Below are 19,645 nucleotides of genomic sequence, written 5' to 3' on the forward strand. Positions count from 1 at the left end.
GGCCGCTCCGGGCGCCGGCCCCTGCGGCGCTTCGGGCCGGCCCGCCGGGCCGCCGGGTGGGCCCTCGCCGGGGGCGTCCGGGCCCTGCCCGGACGGCTGCCCGGCAGCCGGCTCCGGCTCCAGGTGCAGCAGCTCGACCGCGCGCCGGCTCACCTGCTCCACCAGGGCCGGCGGCAGCCATCCCGTACCGCTCAGGGCCGCCGCGCCGCCCTCGCCGGCCAGCCGCCCGGCCACCTCCTCCGGGGCGGGGCGGGCCGCCGGGTCCTTCGCCAGGCAGCCGGCCACCAGCTCGCGCAGCGGGCCGCTCAGGTCGTGCAGCTCCGGGTCCTCGTGCACCACGTGGTAGAGGAGCGCGGCCGAGCTGTCGCCGGGGAAGGGGGCGTGGGCGGTGGCCGCGTACGCCAGCACCGCGCCCAGCGAGAAGACGTCGCTCGGCGGACCCACCCCGCCCCGCCCGAGCGCCTGTTCGGGTGACATGTAGCCGGGGGAGCCGATGGAGACCCCGGTCGAGGTCAGCGACGCCGTGCCGTCCGTCGCGCGGGCGATGCCGAAGTCGATGAGGGACGGCCCGTCCAGGGTGAGCAGCACGTTGGACGGCTTGACGTCCCGGTGCACGAGGCCGAGCCGGTGCACGGCCGCCAGCGCCTCGGCCAGCCCGGCGCCCAGCGCCCGTACGGCCGGCTCGGGGAGCGGGCCGTGGCCGGCCACCGCGTGGTGGAGTGGAGGTCCGGCGACATAGCCGGTGGCCACCCAGGGCAGCGGCGCGTCCGGGTCGGCGTCCAGCACCGGCGCGGTCCGGACGGCCTCGCCCGCGCGGCGGGCGGCGTCGACCTCGCGCCGGAAGCGGACGAGGAAGTCGTCGTCGCCGGCGAAGTGCGGATGGACGACCTTCACGGCGACCGTACGGCCGCCGGGGCTGCGGCCGAGGTAGACCCGGCCCATGCCTCCGGAGCCGAGCCGGCCCAGCAGCCGGTACGCCCCCAGCGTCCGCGGGTCCCCGGCCTCCAGCGGCTGCATGCGCGATCCCCTCCCCCACCCGCGCGGTGCGACCAACGGCCCCCAGCTTAGGGCCTGTCCGGCGGACCTTCCCGGGCCCGCGAGGCCTGGCACGCACGCGCGCCGCGTTGTCGCATCCGTTGTCGCATCGTCCGCGTACGCGCCGTACGAGAACGATCCTCCGCCTTGCGCACGCACGCTTCCCCAGAGCCTTCGGCCTGGGGGAAACCCCTTGACGCCGCGGGCTGATCCTCAAGGATCCACCGGACAGGTCCTGGGCGTGCGGGGGCGCGGGGCGTCACGCCCGCCGCAGCAGCTCCACCCGGACGTCGGCCGGGTAGCCGGTGGTGGCTCCGGTCCGCCGGGCGAACTCCGCGATGCCCGCGAGCTGCTCGCCGCCCAGCCGGAAGTCGAGCGTGGTGAAGTACCGTTCCAGCACCGGCGCCTCGAAGGGCTCCCAGCGCGCCGCCTGCTCGGCGACCTTGGCGACCTCCTCCAGGGAGAGGTCGCGGGAGGCGAGGAACGCCTCGTGCACGGCCCGCACGATGGCCGGTTCGCGCCGCAGGTAGTCCCGGCGCACCGCCCACACCGCGAAGACGAAGGGCAGCCCTGTCCACTCCTTCCAGAGCTGTCCGAGGTCGTGCACCTGGAGCCCGGGTTCGGGCAGGGCCCGCAGATAGGCGCGGAGCCCGACGTCCCCGATGACCACGGCCGCGTCGGCCTCCCGCAGCATCGCGGTCAGGTCCGGCGGGCAGCTGAAGTACTCCGGGTGGACGCCGTAGCGCTCGGCCAGCAGGAGCTGCGCCAGGCGCACGGAGGTCCGCGAGGTGGCGCCGAGCGCGACGCGCGCCCCGCCGAGCTCCTCCAGCGGGCGCCGGGACACGATCTCGCAGGACATCACCGGGCCGTCGCAGCCCACGGCGATATCCGGGAGGGCCACCAGGTCCTCGGCATTGCGGAGGAATTCGACGAGCGTGACCGGGCCGATATCGAGAGCGCCGTTCACCAGTTGTTCGCTCAGTTTTTCGGGGGTGTCCTTGGTCAGCTCCAGGTCGAGCAGCGTGCCGGTCCGGGCGAGGCCCCAATAGAGCGGCAGGCAGTTCAGGAACTGGATGTGCCCGACACGCGGGCGGGTGCTCGGCTGTGCAGTCACCCTCCGGAGGGTACGCCCGGCCGCGCCGCCTCCCGCCGCCAGCCCGGGACGCCCTGGCGGAGGCCCAGGCCAGAGCGGTGGCGCAGCGTCCGACACGCCCAGAGCGAAAAAATCTTGTCCTCTTCCCCACGGGAGCGCGGCCGTGCTACTCTCAGAGCGAGTTGCAGTTTGGTTTCCCTTGCAGTACAGAGCCTGCGGAGCATGTGACCGCGGGCTCTCGTCGTTTTCAGACTTCTTTTGAGGGTTCTGGAGCAGGGCGACCCTTATAGGCCCAGGGAGGGCTTATGGCTACCGGAACCGTCAAGTGGTTCAACGCCGAAAAGGGCTTCGGCTTCATCGCCCAGGACGGCGGCGGTCCCGACGTCTTCGTCCACTACAGCGCGATCAACGCGACCGGCTTCCGCTCCCTCGAGGAGAACCAGCAGGTCACGTTCGACGTCACCCAGGGTCCGAAGGGCCCGCAGGCGGAAAACGTCACCACCGCCTGATCGCCTGATCCGCAGTACCCAAGGAGCCCCCGCCACCGGCGGGGGCTCCTGCCTGTCCGGGGACGGGTTCCTCATCGACACCGGAGTGATGAGAAAACTGACTGGCCCATCAGTCAGGACCTGTTTCCCGCCCCCTTCCGACCTCACTTACCCCATGACACTGCCAGCGGACGGAGGTGCCGCGCCAGCCGCGTTGCGGAAATCTCATCACTGGGCTACGGTCGCGGGTCATGTCCCCCACACCGGTTCCCGAGGAGCGGCAGCGGCGTGACCGCGGTGGCCCCGGCACCCCCGGCGAGGTCGCCGCGCGGGTCCGCGAGGTGATCGCGGCGGCCGGGTGCAGCCGGCGTGAGTTCGCCCGGCGCATCGTGATGGACCCCTCCAAGCTGTCCCGCTCGCTCGGCGGCACCCGCCGCTTCACCGCGGCCGAACTCGCCCGCATCGCGGACGAGGCGGGAGTCGACGCGGGCTGGCTGCTCGGTGCGGCCCCGGGCCCGCGGGGCGGACCCGCCGCCCCCGCGGGCCGGGCGTCCGTACGCCCCGCCGCCCCGCCGGAGGGTGGGCGTCCGCTCCAGATCGTGCGGGAGACCGTGCGGCTGATCGCCGAGCACGGCTTCCACGCGGTGCGGATCGCGGACATCGCCGCGGCCTGCGAGACCAGCACCGCCGCGATCCACTACCACTTCCCCGGCCGGGCCGAGCTGCTGGAGGCGGCCGTGCGGTGGTGCATGGACGAGGACATCGCCCGCCGCGCCGCACGGATCGCCGGGGCGGCCGGCGCGCACGAGGAGCTGGCACAGCTCCTGGAGCTCCAGACACCACGCACCGAGCAGCAGCGCCGGCAGTGGCGGGTGTGGCTCGACCTGTGGGCGGAGGCCGCCCGCTCCACCGCCGTCGGCCGGCTGCACACCGACTACTACCGGCAGTGGCGGGACACCGTCGCGGACGTCCTCCGGCGCGGCGTGGACCAGGGCGCCTTCCGCCCGGTCGACCCGGCGGCGGCCGCCCTGCGGCTGACGGCGCTGATCGACGGCCTGGCGTCGCAGGTGCTGGCCTCCGGTCCGGAGGGCACCACCGCGGACGACATGCACGCGGCGCTGCTGGCCCACGTACACACCGAACTCACCCCCGCCTGACCGGCCGCCGGCCGGCACCGCACCGCCCCCGAGCCCCGCGAATCCGCACCGTTCCCGCTCCGGGAGGAGTCCGCATGCCCGCGCACGCCGTCCACGCCGTCCACCCCGTCGCCGAGGAGGTCATCGTCACCTGCGCCCTGACCGGTGCGGGCGACACCGTGCACCGCAGCCCCCATGTGCCGGTCACCCCGGAGCAGATCGCCCGTTCCGCCGTGGAGGCGGCCGACGCGGGCGCGGCCGTGGTGCACATCCACGTGCGGGACCCCGGCAGTGGCGCCCCGTCCCGCGACCCGCGCCTGTACCGGGAGGTGGTGGAGCGCATCCGGGAGACCGGCACCGACGTGGTGATCAACCTCACCGCCGGGATGGGCGGCGACCTGGTCGTCGACCCCGACGAACCGCTGCGGCACCTGCCCGGCACCGATCTGGTCGGCGGCCTGGAGCGGCTGCCGCACGTGGAGGAGCTGCTCCCGGACATCTGCACCCTCGACTGCGGCTCGCTCAACTTCGGCGACGGCAGCAACCTCTACGTCTCCACCCCCGACATGCTGCGCGCCGGCGCCCGGCGCATCCAGGAGCTGGGCGTCCGGCCGGAGCTGGAGGTCTTCGACACCGGTCAGCTCTGGTTCGCCAAGCAGCTCCACGCCGAGGGACTGCTCGACGAGCCGGCGCTCTTCCAGCTCTGCATGGGCATCCCGTGGGGCGCCCCGGCCGAGCCGCGGGTGCTGGCGTCGATGGTCGACCTGCTGCCCGCGGGCGCGCAGTGGGCCAGCTTCGCGCTGGGTCGGATGCAGCTCCCCTGGGTCGCGCAGGCCGTACTGCTCGGCGGGAACGTGCGGGTCGGCCTGGAGGACAACCTCTATCTGAGCAAGGGCGTCAAGGCCACCAACGCCCAGCTCACCGAGCGCGCCGTCCGCCTCGTCGAGCTACTGGGCGCCCGCGTCGCCACCCCCGGTCAGGCCCGCGCCCGGCTCGGGCTCCGCCCCCGCACCGCCGCCTGACCCGCCGTACGTCCCCAGGAGCCCCCTGCCATGTCGTTCCCCGCACCTCCCTGCGCTCCCACCTCCGTACGCCGAGTCGCCTGCGTCGGCGCCGGCGTGATCGGCGGCGGCTGGGTCGCCCACTACCTCGCCCGCGGCTACCGGGTCACCGCCTGGGACCCGGCCGCGGACGCCGCCGCCCGGCTGCGGCGGCTCGTCGACGCCGCCTGGCCCGCGCTGGAGCAACTCGGCCTCGCCGAGGACGCCTCGCCGGACCGGCTGACCTTCGCCGGTTCGCTCGCCGAGGCCGTCGCCGGTGCCGAGTTCGTCCAGGAGAGCGCGCCGGAGGACCTCGCGCTCAAGCGGGAACTGCTGGCGGAGCTCGACGCGACCACCCCGCCGGGCGTGGTCATCGCCTCCTCCACCTCCGGTTTCCCGATGACCGAGATGCAGACCGCGGCCGCCGGCCCCGGCCGGCTGGTGGTCGGCCACCCCTTCAACCCGCCGTATCTGGTCCCGCTGGTCGAGGTCGCCGGTGGCGAGCGGACCGATCCGGCCGCCGTCACCTGGGCCTCCCGCTTCTACGAGGCCGCCGGCAAGTCCGTCGTCACCCTCGACCGCGAGCTGCCCGGCTTCCTCGCCAACCGCCTTCAGGAGGCGCTCTGGCGGGAGGCGTTGCACATGGTCGCGAACGGCGAGGCCACGGTGCGGGACATCGACGCCTCGATCACCGAGGGACCCGGGCTGCGCTGGGCCTTCATGGGCCCCTGCCTCACCTTCGCGCTGGCGGGCGGCGAGGGCGGCATGGCGCACATGCTGGACCACTTCGGGCCCTCCCTGCGGTCCCCCTGGACCCGGCTGGAGGCACCGCCGCTGGACGACGGGCTGCGGGCGGCCCTGGTGGACGGCTGCGCGGAGGCCGCGGACGGGAGGACCCACGCGCAACTCGTCGCCGAGCGCGACCAGGGCGTGATCGACGTGCTGCGCGCCACCGGCAGGCTGCCGCGCCCGGCGGCACCGCACGACCGGGGAGACCCGGCGGAACCGGAGGTCCCGGAGGCCCGGGAAGCGCCGTCCGGGGAGACCCGGCGAGGCCCGGATGCCCCGGGTGGTACCGCATGACCGGCACGGACGGGCGGCTGCCGCTCCTCCGGGAGACCGTGCGCCCGGAATGGATCGACTACAACGGCCATCTCAGCGAGGCCTTCTACGTCCTGGTCTTCGGGCACGCCACCGACGCCCTGATGGCGGAGGCCGGCCTGGACGCCGGCTACCGGGCGCGCACCGGGTGCTCGCTCTACACCGTCGAGGCTCACCTGCGTTATCTGCGCGAGGTCACCGAGGGCGCCCGGCTGGTGGTGCGCACCCGGGTGCTGGGGGTGGACGCCAAGCGGGTGCGGTGCGCCCACGAGATGTTCGCCGAGCGCCCCCAGGACCCGGAAGACGGGGCGGGGGCCGCCGGGGACGACACGGTGGACACGGGAGACACCGTGCCGGCGGGCGGCCCCGTGGCGACCGCGGAACTGCTGGCGCTGCACGTGGACCAGGAGGCGGGCCGCGCCGTGCCGTTGCCGGAGCAGCCGCACGCCGTCCTGGCCGGCCTCACCGGACCGGCGCCCGGGTGGGCCGGACGCTCCGTCGGCGCGGTGCCCCGCCCGGAGTGACGGACCGGCAGCGCGGCGGGACCGGTTCGGGCGCGTGTTGACAGTGCCCGGGGCCGTTCCCAGAATGGCGGCATGATCCGACCGCACTCGTTCGACGCGCCCGGGACGCCCGACGTCCCCGAGCGCGGCGGGTGCGAGCGCTCCGGCCGATAGCCGCGGCGCGGCCTACCGGTCGTTCCCCGACCGCGTGCCGCCGCAGCCGGCCGGATCTCCGTCTGTTCACCGCCCCGTGGGGCGCCCTCCCCCGCCCGTGCTGCCCGCGGTACGCGCGTCCTTTCCCCTTCCCCCCGCGTACGGCTGTGCCGTACGCCGTCTCAGGAGGACCGACGTGACCGTCACCGAGAGCCCCCTCGACCACCCCGGCACCGCCGCTCCGGCGCCCGCGCCCGCACTCCGCGAGGCGCGGGTGCCGGCAGGCGGGATGTACGAGGGCCGGCGGGTGCTGCGCCGGGTGCCCGAGGACTGGGAGGAGCGCCCGTACGAGCACGTCACCCTGGTCCCGCAGGGGCGCGTCATCGGGGCCGAGATCCAGGGCGTAGACCTGACCCGCCCGCTCGCCCCCGCCGTACGGGAGGAGCTGAACCGCGCGCTGCTGGAGTGGAAGGTGCTCTTCTTCCGCGGCGCCCACCTCAGCTCCGCGCAGCAGGCCGACTTCGCCCGGCACTGGGGTGAGCTGGAGACCAACCCGCTGCTGGCCCGGGGTTCCTCGGCGGAGGTGGTCCGCTTCGACAAGGGCGGCTCCGCCGCACCCACCTTCGAGAACGTCTGGCACGCCGACGTCACCTTCCGGGAGCGGCCGGCGCTGGGCGCGGTGCTCCAGCTCCGCGAGGTGCCGCCGGTCGGCGGCGACACCATGTGGGCGGACATGGCGGCGGCGTACGACAACCTGCCGGAGGAGGTGCGGGAGCGCATCGAGGGAGCCACCGCGGTACACGACTTCCTGCCCGGCTTCGCCCGCTTCTACGGGCCCGAGCGACTGGCCCCGCTCCAGGAGGAGTTCCCGCCGGTGGAGCACCCGGTGGTCCGCCGGCACCCGGAGACCGGCCGCCGGATGCTCTTCGTCAACACCTCCTTCACCACGCACATCACCGGCATGGACCGGGAGGAGAGCGACCGGCTGCTGAGCTTCCTGGTGCGGCAGGCGCATGTGCCCGAGTACCAGGTGCGGTTCCGCTGGCAGGCGGGCGACGTCGCCTTCTGGGACAACCGCGCCACCCAGCACTATGCGATCGACGACTACTTCCCGCACCGCCGGGTCGCGGAACGGGTGGCCATCGCGGGCGACCGCCCGTTCTGAGAGCCGGAGGCCCACCCGCACGGGTGGGCCTCCGGGGGCCCGGCCGGTGCCGGGCCCCCGGCCCCGGCCGGTGCCTCACCAGATCGACCCGACCCACTCCGGGTGGTCGATGAACGGGTTCCGGTTCTCCTGGAAGCGCTCGTGGATGAGGTCGTTGCGGCGCTGCTCGAAGGCGTCCGGCGGGTCCTGCTCGTGCCACGCCTTGAGCACCGAGAGCCGCCCCAGCAGCGGCTGCGAGCCGTTGCCCACCCGGTCGTTGAGTTCCAGGTCGGCGAAGCCGTCGCCGCCCTCGTAGCGCACCGCCATGTAGAAGACCATGCGGGCGACGTCGCCCTTGACCGCGTCCCGGGGTTCGAAGGAGTCGTCGTCGGTGCGGCTCTCCGGGGCCTCGTCGACCGGAGAGCCGCCGAGGTCGAAGTCCTTGTTGCCGCGGGTGCCGTTGACGGTGACGTCGGTCGGCCGCAGATGGTGCACGTCGGTGCCGGGGCCCGGCGCGGTGCCGAAGTCGCCGTGCGACTTGGCCCAGACGTGCTCCCGGTTCCAGTCGTCCTGGTCGCCGCCGTGCCGGTCCTTGTCCCGCGAGGTGCCGCTGTAGAGCAGGATCACGTTGTCCGGGTCGGCCGGGTCCTCGTCGGTGACCTGGAGCGCGTCCCACACCTGGGAGTAGCTCAGCGTGCGCTGGTCGCTGACGATCGTGTGCAGTGCGTCCGCGAGTGCCGGGCCGGTCTTGCCGAGCGCGTCCTGGTAGTAGGAGTCGTCGAGTGCGGACGGGCCGGGCTGCGCGGCGCTCGGCGGGCCCGGTGCCGGGCCGGCGGGTGCGGCCGCCCCCTGGGCGGCGAGGCCGGTCAGCAGGGTGCCGGCGGCGAGCAGGGCCAGGCCGGTGCGGCGGCCGGTGCGGGATGCGGGCATGCGTGGGGGTCCTCTCCCGTGGTGCCGCGGCGGGGCGGCGGCGGCCGGGTGGGGAGAGGCCGTCTACGCGCGATGACCGCGGCGACTGCGTGGGTGTGCGTCCACGGGAAGTCTTCCCCGGGCGGCTGGACTCAATGTGAACATGACAAATGCATTGCCGGGCCGGTGCACGTCCCCGGGCCGGCATCGCGCACGACGCCGCCCGGCGGGCGCCTGCGCACCCGCCGGGCGGAGGGGCGGACGGCCCGGGCAGAGGCCCCGGCGGGACCCGGGCCGGAAACGGCCGCGCCGCTTACGCGGTGCGCTCGCCGAGCACGAAGGCGAAGCGGTCGTCGAACTCCAGCCACGCGTCCGGGTGACGCTCGGTGACCTCCTCCAGCCCGCGCTTCAGCTCCTCGTCGCCGAACGTGGAGAGCACGGACATCCAGCGGTTCCCGACCAGGCGCAGCCACCGCTCCCGCTCGATCCCGACCCGGTACTGCTCGGTGGTGTGCGTCACCGCGAGCCCGGCGCGGCGCATCCCGGCCGCCACCGCCTCCGGCTCCGGCTGGCGGTCGGCGAACCGGTCCAGGGCCTCCTGGAAGAGCGGGTAGTCCAGCTTGGGCGGGATCGTCACCACCAGCAGCCGGCCGCCGGGGGCCAGCCGCCCGGCCAGCCCGGCGAGCGTGGCGTCCAGATCGGCGAAGTGGTGCACCGCCTCCTTGACGAGCACGGCGTCGAAGGCGTCGTACGGAAGGGCCGTGTCCGGGTCGCCGAGTTCCTCCGCGGTGGCGCGCAGCGGCCGCAGCCGGGGGTCGTCCGGGAGCTGGTCGAGCATCTCCTGCGACGGGTCCACGCACACCAGCGGTGTACGGGCGTCCGCGCACGGCAGCAGCCGGCTGAGGAAGAGCCCGGTGCCGGCCCCGACGTCGGCGATCCGCTGGCCCGGGTGCGCCCGGAGCCGGTCCCGGATCAGGTCGGCCATCCATTCCAGGTACGCGGGCCGCTGGCCCCACGTGTCGTCGTAGGTACGGGCAAGCTGTGCGTAGTGGCGCTGAAGCTGCTCGTCCACGCGGCGGACTCACCTTTCTCACTGGAGTCACACGGTTTGCGCCACCAATGTGCGGCCCGGGCGAGCCTCTTGGCCACCGTGCCACCGCCCGGCGGCGCTGCCACCGAAACATTTCAGCCACCCCAGGATACCGACCGCCCGCACGCCCCGGGATGCGGACGACCACCGTCCGCCCGGCACGGGCCCGCCCGGAGACTCCGCACGCACGGCACCCGGCCGTGCACCCGGAGTGAGCGTGCGCCCCGGGTCGGGGGAAGCGTGCGCCCCGGGTCGTGGTGCCCGCCGGCCTCCCGTGCTCAGGTGTACAGTGCGTCGATCTCCGCGGCGAAGTCCCGCTGGATCGCCTCCCGGCGCAGCTTCATCGAGGGCGTCAGGTGCCCGGAGCGCTCGGTGAAGTCCACCGCCAGCACCCGGAAGCGGCGGATGGACTCGGCCTGGGAGACCAGGGCGTTGGCGTCGTCCACCGCCTGCTGGAGGTTGCGCCGCAGGTCCTCGTCCCCTACGAGCCGGTCCGGCGGGACGTCCTCCTTGCCGTGCATCCGCTGCCAGTGCGCCAGGCCCTCCGGTTCGAGGGTGAGCAGCGCGGTGAGGTAGGGCCGGTTGTCGCCGACGACCAGGCACTGGTGCACCAGGGGGTGCGCGCGCAGCCAGTCCTCCAGGGGCGCCGGGGCCACGTTCTTGCCGCTGGAGGTGATGATGAGGTCCTTCTTGCGGCCGGTGATGGTGAGATAGCCCTCGTCGTCGAGGTGGCCGAGGTCGCCGGTGGCGAGCCAGCCGTCCGGCCGGGTGCCCGGCTCGACGGCCCGCCGGGCGCCGTGCCAGTAGCCGCTGAACACCTGGCCGCCGCGGAGCAGCACCTCGCCGTCGTGCGCGATGCGGACCGCCGTGCCGGGGACCGGCCAGCCGACCGTGCCGAGCCGTGGCTTGAGCGGCGGGGTGACCGTGACGGCCGCGGTGGTCTCGGTGAGCCCGTACCCCTCGAAGACCTCGATACCGGCGCCGGCGAAGAAGGCGCACAGCCGCTCGCCCAGGGGCGAGCCGCCGCAGATCACCTGGCGGACCCGGCCGCCGAGCGCCTCCCGGATGCGCCGGTAGACCAGCGGGTCGTAGAGGCCGCGGGCGGCGCGGGTGAGGAAGCCGGGGCCGCGCCCGCCGCCGTGCCGGGCGTCGAGGGCGGCGTCGCCGAACCGGACGGCGACCCGGGAGGCCCGGTCGAAGGAGGAGCCGCGGCGCATCCGCTCGGCGGTGGCCCGGGCGTTGTTGTAGACCTTCTCCAGCACATACGGGATGGCCAGCAGGAAGGAGGGCCGGAACCCGGCGAGGTCGGCCAGCAGGTCCTCGGTCTGGATGCTGGGGGCGTGGCCCAGCCGGACCCGGGCCCGGACGCAGCCGACGGCGACCATCCGGCCGAAGACGTGTGCCATGGGCAGGAAGAGCAGGGTGGCGGCCGGGTGGCGGCTGACGGCCCGGAAGACGGGGTGCAGCAGCTCGATGCAGTTGTCCACCTCGGCGAAGAAGTTGCCGTGGGTGAGCACGCAGCCCTTGGGGCGGCCGGTGGTGCCGGAGGTGTGGATGACGGTGGCGATGGTGTCCGGGCCCAGCCCGGCCCGCCGTCCGGCCACCGCCTCCTCGGGGACCTCCCGGCCGGCCGTGGTGAGCCGGCCGAGCGCACCGGCGTCGAGCTGCCACAGGTGCTCCAGGTCCGGCAGGGCGCCGCGGACGCCGCTGACCAGCCGGGCGAGTTCGGCGTTCTCCACCACGCAGGCCCGGGCGGTGGTGTCCTGCAGGACGAAGCGGGCCTGGGCGGCCGAGGAGGTCGGGTAGACCGGCACGGTGACCAGCCCGGCGGCCCAGGAGGCGAAGTCGAGCAGGGTCCAGGCGTAGCTGGTACGGGCCATGATCGCCAGCCGGTCGCCCGGCCGCAGCCCCTCGGCGACCAGGCCGCGGGCGACCGCGGAGACCTCCTCGGCGAACTCGGCCGCGGTGACGTCCGCCCAGCGCCCGTCGGGCTCCTTGCGGCTGAGCACCACCGCGTGCGGGTCCTCGGCGGCGTTGTGGAAGGGGATGTCGGCCAGCGAGCCGCTCTCCAGCCGCGGGACCAGCGGCGGGACGTAGGCCTGGCGGACGACGCCGCCCTCCCGGTGCAGGGTCGGTTCGACGAGTGGGGGCGGGGTGGGTCCGGCGGCCGGCGGGATCTTCGGGGACATGGCGGCTCCTTGGGGGTCGGCGCGTGCCCGGCGCGGACCCGCCCGGTGTGGCGGCCGCCACACCGTACCGGCCCCGCCCTGTCGGGGCCGTACGGCGGCTGCGGCGGGCCGGCGACGCGGCGGGCCGGGTGCGGTGGGGGTGCCGGGAGAGGTGCCGGGGCGGGTGAGGTGCCCGCCGGGCGGCCGGTCGGGGCCGCCGGCGGACGAAGGGACCGGGACGTGCTCGCCGGTGCGGCGCGGAGCGCCTCAGGCGCGTTCGAGAATCGCGGTCACCCCCTGCCCGCCGGCGGCGCAGATCGAGAGCAGCCCGCGCGCGCCCGGCTCCGGCCCCGCGCGCTCGGCGAGGAGCTTGGCCAGGGTGGCGGTGATGCGGGCACCGGTGGCGGCGAACGGGTGTCCGGTGGCCAGCGACGACCCGGCGACGTTGAGCCGGGAACGGTCCAGCGGTGCCAGCCCCTGTTTCTCCCAGGCGGCCAGGGTCGCCAGCACCTGGGAGGCGAAGGCCTCGTGGATCTCGATGAGGGCGAAGTCGCCGAGATCCAGCCCGAGTCGGCGCAGCAGCCGCGGCACGGCGAACGCGGGTGCCATCAGCAGCCCCTCCCCGGCCTCCTCGGTGAAGTCCACGGCGCCGGTCTCGTACGCGGTGAGGTAGGCGAGCGGGCGCAACCCGCGGCGCTCGGCCCACTCCTCGGAGCCGAGCAGCACGGTGGCGGCGCCGTCGGTGAGCGGTGTGGAGTTGCCCGCGGTCATGGTGGCCTCGGCGGCGCCGTCGGCGAGCCCGAAGACCGGCGGGAGTGCGCCGAGTTTCTGCACCGAGGTGCCGGGGCGCAGGTTCTGGTCCCGGGCCAGGCCCTGGAAGGGCACCACCAGGTCGTGCAGGAAGCCGCTGTCGTAGGCGGTGGCGAGGTTGCGGTGGCTGAGCGCGGCGAGTTCGTCCTGCTCCCGCCGGGTGACGCCCCATTCGCGGGCGGTACGGGCGGCGTGCTCGCCCATGGAGAGGCCGGTGCGGGGCTCGGCGTCGCGCGGGGTCTCGGGGACGAGCTCGCCCGGCCGGAAGCGGGCGAGTTCCCGCAGTCGCTGCTTCAGGCTCGGGGCCCGGCGGGCGGCGAGCAGGATGCGGCGCAGCCGGTCGTCGATGCCCAGGGGGGCGTCGCTGGCGGTGTCGACGCCACCGGCGATCCCGGCGTCGATCTGGCCGAGGGCGATCTTGTTGGCCACCGCGATCACGGCCTGCAGGCCGGTGCCGCACGCCTGCTGGACGTCGTACGCGGGGGTGCGGGGGTCGAGCGCGGAGCCGAGGACGGTCTCGCGGGCGAGGTTGAGGTCGCGGCTGTGCTTGAGCACGGCGCCGGCGACGAACTCGCCGAGCCGCTCGTCCTGCAGCCCGTGACGCTGCACCAGCCCGTCGAGCGCCGCGGTCAGCATGTCCTGGTGGGAACAGGTGGCGTACGGCCCGTCCGCCCGTGCGAAGGGGATGCGGCTGCCGCCGAGGACCGCGACGCGGCGCGGAGGGGAGGAACCTATGAGGCCGCTGAGAGTCATCCTCGACCGAACTCCTGACCTGTGAGTGATTTTACCCGGAAGTACATCCACGCGAACCCGAGGATCCCGGGGAACGGCCGACCGCCACCCGCACGTCGCCCGCACAGGCCCCGGCCGCGGAGGGCATCGTACGGCGGCGGGGCGCACCGTCCGGACAGCACGGCTCGCGCACCCCGGCTCCGGCGACCGGAACCCGGTCCGTCTGCACCCGCTCGCCACACGGGCGTTCGGCTTTTCCGCGGGCTGTCGCCCACGGCACGGGGCTCGTCGCCCGCCGACTCGCGGAACCGGCGCCGGAGGGACAGGCGTGCACCGTCTCCGCCCGCTTCCTCGCACCGGTGCCGCTGCCCGCGACGGTCCGCTACGGCGTCACCGGGACCGGCGCGGGGCGCACCTTCGAGCTGCGGAACGCCGCGGACCCCGGCCGGCTGCACCTCACCGGCCGGACGGCGTCCAGCGCCCGCCCTTCATCAGCGACTCCAGGCCCGTCCAGCAGAAGTGCATGAGCGTCGCCGCGGTCTCCTTCGCCGAGGGCCGGTCCTCCGTACGGGAGTTCGCCCAGTCGGCGAGCGACTCCGCCGCGCCGGCGAGCGCGTGCGCCAGGCCCGACACCTCACGGTCGACCAGGTCCTCGTCGCACCCCGCGTCCCGCGCGGCACGGCCGATGAGCCGGGTCACCAGTGCCACCAGCTCGGCGCGCATCTCGGAGACCGCCCGCGCGAACGGCTCGCCCTCGGTACGGGCCTGCTGGGAGAGGACCGCCCAGCCGTCGGGGTGGGCCGCGGTGTGGGCGAAGAAGGCGCACAGCCCGTTCCAGAGCTGCTGGTCGGCGGAGGCCGCCTGCTCCCGGGTGCCCTCGTGGACGGCCGCGGAGAGCGCCGCGGCCTCGCGCGCTATGCAGGCGGTGAACAGGTCTTCCTTGGAGTGCAGATACTGGTAGACCAGCGGCTTCGAGACCCCGGCGGCCTCCGCGATGTCGTCCATCGACGCCGAGCGGTACCCGTGCCGTGCGAACCCGGCGACCGCCGCGTCCAGCATCTGCTGCTCGCGCACCGCCCGCGGTACCCGTCTGCTGTTCTTCGACCCCACCTCGTAGCCCTTCGCATCGCCCCCGCCGTGAGCGTTATCACTCCGTAGCCTACGCCGAAGCTCCCCCGGACACGGTCGTCCGGGGGAGCTTCCAGCCATGCCGGGGGCACAGTCCCGCGGCGCATGCGGGCCGTACCACCGCCGGTCAGGCGGGTACCGGCGCCGCCCCGGGCTGCGACGCCGACGGGGCGCCGGCCACGGCGCCGGCCGCGTCCTTCCGGTCGTCGGGACCGTCCGGGCCGTCAGGGGCGTCGGGGCTGAAGCTCCGCGCCCGCCCGAAGGCGTCCAGGTCCAGGATCCGTTCCCGCGCCGCCACCAGCACCGGCACCAGCGCCTGGCCCGCCACGTTCGTCGCGGTGCGCATCATGTCCAGCACCGGGTCGATCGCCAGCAGCAGGCCGACCCCGGCCAGCGGCAGGCCCAGCGTGGAGAGGGTCAGGGTGAGCATCACCGTCGCCCCGGTGAGCCCGGCGGTGGCGGCCGAGCCGATCACCGACACGAACACGATCAGCAGGTACTCCCCGACGCCGAGGTCGACACCGAAGATCTGCGCCACGAAGATCGCGGCGATCGCGGGGTAGACGGAGGCGCAGCCGTCCATCTTGGTGGTGGCACCGAACGGCACCGCGAAGGAGGCGTACTCCTTCGGCACCCCGAGCCGCTCCACGACCTTCTGGGTCAGCGGCATCGTGCCGACCGAGGAACGGGAGACGAAGGCGAGCTGGATCGCCGGCCAGGCACCGCGGAAGAACTGCAGCGGGCTGACGCGGGCGGCGGTCGCCAGCAGCAGCGGGTAGACGCCGAAGAGGACGAGGGCGCAGCCGAGGTAGATGCCGGCGGTGAAGGTCGCGTACTGGCCGATGAGGTTCCAGCCGTAGTCCTTGATCGCCGTGCCGATCAGGCCGAGGGAGCCGAGCGGCGCCAGCCGGATGACCCACCACAGGGCCTTCTGCAGCAGCGCGAGCACCGACTCGCCGAACGCCAGCAGCGGTTCGGCCCGCGGGCCCAGCTTCAGGGCGGCGACACCGGTGACGGCGGCCATGAAGACGATCTGCAACACGTTCAGCTCGGTGAACGGCGTGATCACGTCGGTCGGCACGATGCCGGTGAGGAAGTCCAGCCAGGAACCCGCCTGCTCGGGCTCGGCACCGTCGGCGGCGGTGAGCCCGGTGCCGGCCCCGGGATCGGTGAGCAGACCGATCGTCAGCCCGATCGCCACCGCGACCAGCGAGGTGACCATGAACCACAGCAGCGTGCGGGTGGCCAGGCGGGCGGCGTTGGAGACTTTCCGCAGGTTGGTGACGGAGATGACGATGGCGAAGAAGACCAGCGGCGCCACGGCCAGCTTCAGCAACTGCACGAAGAGGTCGCCGGTCCGGGTGAGGGTGGTGCCCAGCCAGGCGACCTCCCAGGTGCGCGCCACCCAGCCGAGCAGCACGCCGAGGGCGAGACCGGCCAGGATCTGGGCCCAGAAGGGCACGCGGGGCAGGCGTATGCGCGCGGTCGCGGACCCGCGGGCCGCCTCGGGTGACGTCTCGGCGGACGGCGAGTCAGGGGACGGGGTATCAGGGGGCGGGGTGGCAGAGGACACGGACACACTCCGGTGCGGAAGTCGGCAGGCGTACGAAGGAGAGCGAGGGAGACGGCAGCGGACCGCGGAAGAGGCCGCGGGAACCGCGGAAACCGCGGAAACCGCGGAAGAGGGCCCCTCGGGAAGGGGCGGCGAGACGCCGGGGCGGTCCGGCCGCCGGTCGCGTCAGGCGCGCCGGGGCGCGCGACAGCTCGCGGAGAGGCAGCGGCAGAGGTCGACGTGCAGCCGCGCCACGAGCAGGGTGCTCGTCGCCTCGGGGTAAGGGGCTGCCGTCGTCATGGTCCTCACGCTACATCGGGCTGCGACCGGCCCCGGCCCGGCGGCCGGGGGCGGTCCGTACGGCCACGCACAACGCCCCGCCGGGAGAAGGGATTCCCGGCGGGGCGTGCGGACGGGTGTGAGGAAGCTTACGACCGGGCGGCCTGCCCGGGGGCTCCGCGGCGGCCGTGGGCCGGACGGCGCCCGTGGGGCGTACGGCTCAGTACAGCGTCGCGCCGTACTTCGCGAGCGCCTCGGTGACGGGCTGGTAGAAGGTGGTCCCGCCGCTGCGGCAGTCACCGCTGCCGCCGGAGGTGATGCCCAGCGCCTTGTCGCCGTCGTAGAGCGCACCACCCGAGTCACCGGGCTCCGCGCAGACGTTTGTCTGGATCATGTCCCGAACCGTGCCGCTGCCCGTGTAACGGACCGTCACGTCCAGAGCGGTCACCTCGCCACCGTGCGTGCCCGTGGTCGAGCCGGTGCGCTTGACGGACTCACCGACGTACGCCTCGGCCGCGGTCCAGCCACCGGGGTGGGAGAGGCCGGAGTTGTCGTAGCGGACCAGCGCGTAGTCGTTGCCGGGGAAGCTGGAGTGCACGGTGGGGCCGATGAGGGTCCGCTGCTGCGCGTCGGTGTACCAGGTGCCGGCGACGTCGCCGCAGTGCCCGGCGGTCAGGAAGTGGTACGCACCGTCGCGCACGACGTTGAATCCGAGCGAACAACGGTAGCCGCCCCCGTAGATGGCGTCGCCCGAGTCCAGCAGCGGCCGGAAGACACCGCGAGCGCGTTCGACGCGGAGGGCGGCGGCGTCCGCGCCGGCGGCCTTGCGCAGGGTGGCGATCTCGGCACGGGAGACGGAGGCGTCGGCGGTGACGACCACGCGCCCGGACGCCTCGTCGGTGTGCCAGGCGATGCCCCGTACGCCGGACTGTTCCACCGCGTCGGTCACCTGGGCGAGACGGTCGGCGCCGCGGTCCTGCGGGGCCGCGGCATGGGCGGTCGGGAGCGCCATGGCACCGGATGCGGCGAGGCCGAGTGCGGCGGCGAGGAGGCGGACCTTCGTCCGGCGACGACGTGCGGGAGCGGGGGTGGTGGTCCTCACGGTTCTCCTCCTGTAGGAGTCGAGGTGGCCCGGGGGGTGAGAGGCCTGGTGCGGCAGCGCCGGGAGCTGGTGTCGTGCTCCTGACAACAACCGGCCCGAGTATGCGGGAGTGTGCCCGGCGTCACAAGACCCGCGTCGGACCGCCGGCGACGCCCGGGGAAGCGGGCCCCGCCCGCGAACACCGTGCAGCAGCGCCCCGGCGGTCCGGGCACGGGCTCGTACCTCGCCACGGCGGGCAGCGGGAACGACGGCCGGCTGCCCGGTGGGCGCACGCCATGGGCCCCCGGTGCACCCACGGTGGGGAGAGACCGGCCCCCGGGTGCGGCCCGGGGACGGGATGCCTACGAGGAGGACGACCCGGTGACGGCCGGACCGCGCCCTCGGGCGGTGTCCGCGGAACCGGCGGCGTCCGCCTCCGCGGTCGCGGTGGCCGGTTCCGCCTCCGGGCCCGCGCTGTCCCGGGCGGCGTCGTCGGCGTCGTCGTCCTCCATGCTGCGGTTCGCCGCCAGCCGGCTCCGGGCGCGGTCCACGCCGGAGGCGACCTGCTCCGCCATCGCCTCCCGCTGCCGGCGCAGCAGCACATAACTGAGCGGTGCGGAGAGCACCAGGGCCAGCAGGAGCACCCAGAACGGGTTCGAGCGGCCGATGCCCTCCGGGATGATCCCGGCGTAGGCGAGCACCGAGACGACGACGAGGCAGCCGAGGAAGATGCCCAGCCGCAGGGCGGTGTAGCGGAGCGTTGCGTGTGTCCTGCTGCTCACGGTGGTTCTCATTCCTTCTCGATCAGTCGGGGGAGTCGAGGGGCAGCCACATCGTGACCTCGTCCCGGTAGGAGCCCTCCGCGACCCGGATCGCGTCCGGCACGCGGCCGGCCTCCTGGTAGCCGCAGGAGGCGTAGAAACGCTCCAGCCCGCCGCCGGCCCGCAGGGTCAGCCGGATGCCCCGCACGCCCTCCAGGCCGCGGGCGGCCTCCGCGGCGGCGGCCATCAGCTCGCGCCCGACGCCGGTTCCCTGCCGGGCCGGTTCCACCATCACGGTGGAGAGCCACACCCAGTGTCGCATCAGCCGGTGGGTGTTCAGGGTGAGGAAGGCGGTGGCGACCACCCGGTCCCCGTCCCGCCCGGTGAGCAGCCGGCTGCGGCCCTCCGCCATGGCCCGCAGCCGGCCCAGCAGCTCCGGGCGGACGTCCTCCGGGGTGACCGGCGGCACAAAGCCGACGGAGCCGCCCGCGTTGCTGACGTCCGTCCAGAGCCGCAGGAGCTGGTCGCGCAGCTCCGGGGTCGGGACGGGGTCCAGCTCGTACACGGTCGGCATGGATCCGACGATAACGAGCACCGCCGGCGGGCGGCCGCGCGGCCCCGGCGACGGGCGGCCCCGGGGGGCGGACGGCCCGGCGGGCCGGGCGGTCCCGGGGTGCGCGGCCCCGGTGACGGGCGGCCGCGCGGTCAGGCGGCGGCGAGGACGTCCGCCGCGACCCGCAGGTCGGCCACCAGCCCGGCGTACGTCTCCTCCCGGTCGTCGGCGCGCAGCACCGCCGAGGGGTGGAGGGTGCCCAGCACCGGCGGCGAGTCCGGGCGTTCGAGCAGCGTCCCGCGCTGCCGGGTGACCCGGTAGGACGGGCCGAGCAGCGCCTTGCCGGCGGTGGCGCCGAGGGCCACCAGCACCTCGGGGTCGGCCACCGCCAGCTCCGCGTTGAGCCAGGGGGCGCAGGCGGTCATCTCGCGCAGGCTCGGCGCCCTGTGGATGCGCCGCTTGCCGCGCCCGGCGACGTGCACGTACTTGAAGTGCTTCACGGCGTTGGTGACATAGGTGTCGGTCGGGTCGATCCCGGCCTCGTCCAGCGCCTGCATCAGCACCCGGCCCGCCGGCCCGACGAAGGGCTGCCCGCGCCGGTCCTCCTGGTCGCCGGGCTGCTCGCCGACCAGCACCACCCGGGCGTCCGCGTCGCCGGTACCGAAGACGGTCTGCGTGGCGTGCTCGTGCAGCGGGCAGCCGCGGCAGCCGGCGGCGGCCTCGCGGAGCGCCGCGAGGTCCGCGCCCGGCGGCACGAAGGGGCCGGCGTCGTAGGCGTCCTCGGGGCGCCCGGCGGGCGGGGCGCCACGGGTCCCGGTGGCGGTCATGCACGCCGGGTACCCCGCGGCGCACCGCCGGAACACGCGAGGGGCGCGCCCGGCCGGCGACC

Annotated in this window: 18 protein-coding genes; 6 read left to right on the forward strand and 12 right to left on the reverse strand. The window is 74.8% G+C overall.

The genetic code is table 11. The features are described 5' to 3' along the window. Both HOY81_RS16695 and HOY81_RS16700 read right to left on the reverse strand, forming a co-directional pair. The coding region (locus HOY81_RS16695; protein WP_237321219.1) for a serine/threonine-protein kinase at positions 1–1,017 on the reverse strand (1,017 nt) is incomplete at its 3' end. Positions 1,018–1,294: 277 nt separating this feature from the next. Then, on the reverse strand, positions 1,295–2,149 hold the full coding sequence (locus HOY81_RS16700) for a menaquinone biosynthetic enzyme MqnA/MqnD family protein (protein WP_237321220.1): 855 nt from the start codon (positions 2,147–2,149) through the stop codon (positions 1,295–1,297). A 284-nt stretch (positions 2,150–2,433) separates the two neighbouring features. Here HOY81_RS16700 and HOY81_RS16705 point away from each other — a divergent pair, with 284 nt between their 5' ends. The 6 genes from HOY81_RS16705 to HOY81_RS16730 all read left to right on the forward strand — a co-directional run bounded on the left by HOY81_RS16705 (position 2,434) and on the right by HOY81_RS16730 (position 7,714). Continuing rightward, entirely contained in the window at positions 2,434–2,637 is a 204-nt protein-coding gene (locus HOY81_RS16705; RefSeq protein WP_237321221.1) for a cold-shock protein, read from the forward strand. Between the two features lie 230 nt (positions 2,638–2,867). Next, on the forward strand, positions 2,868–3,773 hold the full coding sequence (locus tag HOY81_RS16710) for a TetR family transcriptional regulator C-terminal domain-containing protein (RefSeq protein WP_237321222.1): 906 nt from the start codon (positions 2,868–2,870) through the stop codon (positions 3,771–3,773). Positions 3,774–3,847: 74 nt separating this feature from the next. Then, positions 3,848–4,774, forward strand: coding sequence for a 3-keto-5-aminohexanoate cleavage protein (locus tag HOY81_RS16715; protein WP_237321223.1), 927 nt, complete (start codon positions 3,848–3,850; stop codon positions 4,772–4,774). 30 nt (positions 4,775–4,804) lie between these two features. Then, positions 4,805–5,875, forward strand: a complete 1,071-nt coding sequence (locus HOY81_RS16720; RefSeq protein ID WP_237321224.1) for a 3-hydroxyacyl-CoA dehydrogenase NAD-binding domain-containing protein — start codon at positions 4,805–4,807, stop codon at positions 5,873–5,875. Next, positions 5,872–6,417, forward strand: a complete 546-nt coding sequence (locus tag HOY81_RS16725; RefSeq protein WP_237321225.1) for a thioesterase family protein — start codon at positions 5,872–5,874, stop codon at positions 6,415–6,417. Before HOY81_RS16720 ends, HOY81_RS16725 begins: the two co-directional genes overlap by 4 nt. A gap of 421 nt (positions 6,418–6,838) precedes the next feature. Further along, on the forward strand, positions 6,839–7,714 hold the full coding sequence (locus HOY81_RS16730; RefSeq protein WP_237321256.1) for a TauD/TfdA family dioxygenase: 876 nt from the start codon (positions 6,839–6,841) through the stop codon (positions 7,712–7,714). Positions 7,715–7,789: 75 nt separating this feature from the next. Here the strand turns inward: HOY81_RS16730 and HOY81_RS16735 are convergent, their stop codons facing one another. The 10 genes from HOY81_RS16735 to HOY81_RS16780 all read right to left on the reverse strand — a co-directional run bounded on the left by HOY81_RS16735 (position 7,790) and on the right by HOY81_RS16780 (position 19,583). After that, positions 7,790–8,623 carry an endonuclease I family protein gene (locus HOY81_RS16735; protein WP_237321226.1) on the reverse strand — a complete coding sequence of 278 codons (834 nt, stop codon included), beginning with the start codon at positions 8,621–8,623 and terminating at the stop codon, positions 7,790–7,792. A 292-nt stretch (positions 8,624–8,915) separates the two neighbouring features. Beyond that, positions 8,916–9,674, reverse strand: a complete 759-nt coding sequence (locus HOY81_RS16740) for a class I SAM-dependent methyltransferase (RefSeq protein ID WP_237321227.1) — start codon at positions 9,672–9,674, stop codon at positions 8,916–8,918. Between the two features lie 296 nt (positions 9,675–9,970). Continuing rightward, on the reverse strand, positions 9,971–11,881 hold the full coding sequence (locus HOY81_RS16745; protein ID WP_237321228.1) for a long-chain fatty acid--CoA ligase: 1,911 nt from the start codon (positions 11,879–11,881) through the stop codon (positions 9,971–9,973). Between the two features lie 246 nt (positions 11,882–12,127). Further along, a complete protein-coding gene (locus tag HOY81_RS16750) occupies positions 12,128–13,423 on the reverse strand; it encodes an acetyl-CoA C-acetyltransferase (protein ID WP_237321229.1) in 1,296 nt (431 codons plus the stop codon). A 435-nt stretch (positions 13,424–13,858) separates the two neighbouring features. Next, complete coding sequence (locus tag HOY81_RS16755; RefSeq protein WP_237321257.1) at positions 13,859–14,461, reverse strand: TetR/AcrR family transcriptional regulator; 603 nt, start codon at positions 14,459–14,461, stop codon at positions 13,859–13,861. A 196-nt stretch (positions 14,462–14,657) separates the two neighbouring features. Continuing rightward, a complete protein-coding gene (locus HOY81_RS16760; protein WP_237321258.1) occupies positions 14,658–16,007 on the reverse strand; it encodes a dicarboxylate/amino acid:cation symporter in 1,350 nt (449 codons plus the stop codon). A 574-nt stretch (positions 16,008–16,581) separates the two neighbouring features. Further along, on the reverse strand, positions 16,582–17,373 hold the full coding sequence (locus HOY81_RS16765; RefSeq protein WP_237321259.1) for a S1 family peptidase: 792 nt from the start codon (positions 17,371–17,373) through the stop codon (positions 16,582–16,584). Positions 17,374–17,804: 431 nt separating this feature from the next. Further along, a complete protein-coding gene (locus HOY81_RS16770; RefSeq protein ID WP_237321230.1) occupies positions 17,805–18,224 on the reverse strand; it encodes a DUF4229 domain-containing protein in 420 nt (139 codons plus the stop codon). 22 nt (positions 18,225–18,246) lie between these two features. Beyond that, on the reverse strand, positions 18,247–18,777 hold the full coding sequence (locus HOY81_RS16775) for a GNAT family N-acetyltransferase (RefSeq protein WP_237321231.1): 531 nt from the start codon (positions 18,775–18,777) through the stop codon (positions 18,247–18,249). A 131-nt stretch (positions 18,778–18,908) separates the two neighbouring features. Further along, positions 18,909–19,583, reverse strand: a complete 675-nt coding sequence (locus HOY81_RS16780) for a UdgX family uracil-DNA binding protein (protein ID WP_237321232.1) — start codon at positions 19,581–19,583, stop codon at positions 18,909–18,911. Positions 19,584–19,645 lie beyond the last annotated feature (62 nt).

The organism is Streptomyces sp. JJ36 (assembly GCF_021696945.1).
In the GTDB taxonomy this organism is placed as follows: Bacteria; Actinomycetota; Actinomycetes; order Streptomycetales; family Streptomycetaceae; genus Streptomyces.

Bases quoted from the DNA above. Each gene is read 5' to 3' on its own strand.
- HOY81_RS16755 (WP_237321257.1), bottom strand. From the start codon at position 14,461: ATGCTGGACGCGGCGGTCGCCGGGTTCGCACGGCACGGGTACCGCTCG.
- HOY81_RS16765 (WP_237321259.1), bottom strand. From the start codon at position 17,373: ATGGCGCTCCCGACCGCCCATGCCGCGGCCCCGCAGGACCGCGGCGCC.
- HOY81_RS16710 (WP_237321222.1), top strand. From the start codon at position 2,868: ATGTCCCCCACACCGGTTCCCGAGGAGCGGCAGCGGCGTGACCGCGGT.
- HOY81_RS16780 (WP_237321232.1), bottom strand. From the start codon at position 19,583: ATGACCGCCACCGGGACCCGTGGCGCCCCGCCCGCCGGGCGCCCCGAG.
- HOY81_RS16730 (WP_237321256.1), top strand. From the start codon at position 6,839: ATGTACGAGGGCCGGCGGGTGCTGCGCCGGGTGCCCGAGGACTGGGAG.
- HOY81_RS16725 (WP_237321225.1), top strand. From the start codon at position 5,872: ATGACCGGCACGGACGGGCGGCTGCCGCTCCTCCGGGAGACCGTGCGC.
- HOY81_RS16735 (WP_237321226.1), bottom strand. From the start codon at position 8,623: ATGCCCGCATCCCGCACCGGCCGCCGCACCGGCCTGGCCCTGCTCGCC.
- HOY81_RS16745 (WP_237321228.1), bottom strand. From the start codon at position 11,881: ATGTCCCCGAAGATCCCGCCGGCCGCCGGACCCACCCCGCCCCCACTC.
- HOY81_RS16715 (WP_237321223.1), top strand. From the start codon at position 3,848: ATGCCCGCGCACGCCGTCCACGCCGTCCACCCCGTCGCCGAGGAGGTC.
- HOY81_RS16705 (WP_237321221.1), top strand. From the start codon at position 2,434: ATGGCTACCGGAACCGTCAAGTGGTTCAACGCCGAAAAGGGCTTCGGC.
- HOY81_RS16775 (WP_237321231.1), bottom strand. From the start codon at position 18,777: ATGCCGACCGTGTACGAGCTGGACCCCGTCCCGACCCCGGAGCTGCGC.
- HOY81_RS16720 (WP_237321224.1), top strand. From the start codon at position 4,805: ATGTCGTTCCCCGCACCTCCCTGCGCTCCCACCTCCGTACGCCGAGTC.
- HOY81_RS16750 (WP_237321229.1), bottom strand. From the start codon at position 13,423: ATGACTCTCAGCGGCCTCATAGGTTCCTCCCCTCCGCGCCGCGTCGCG.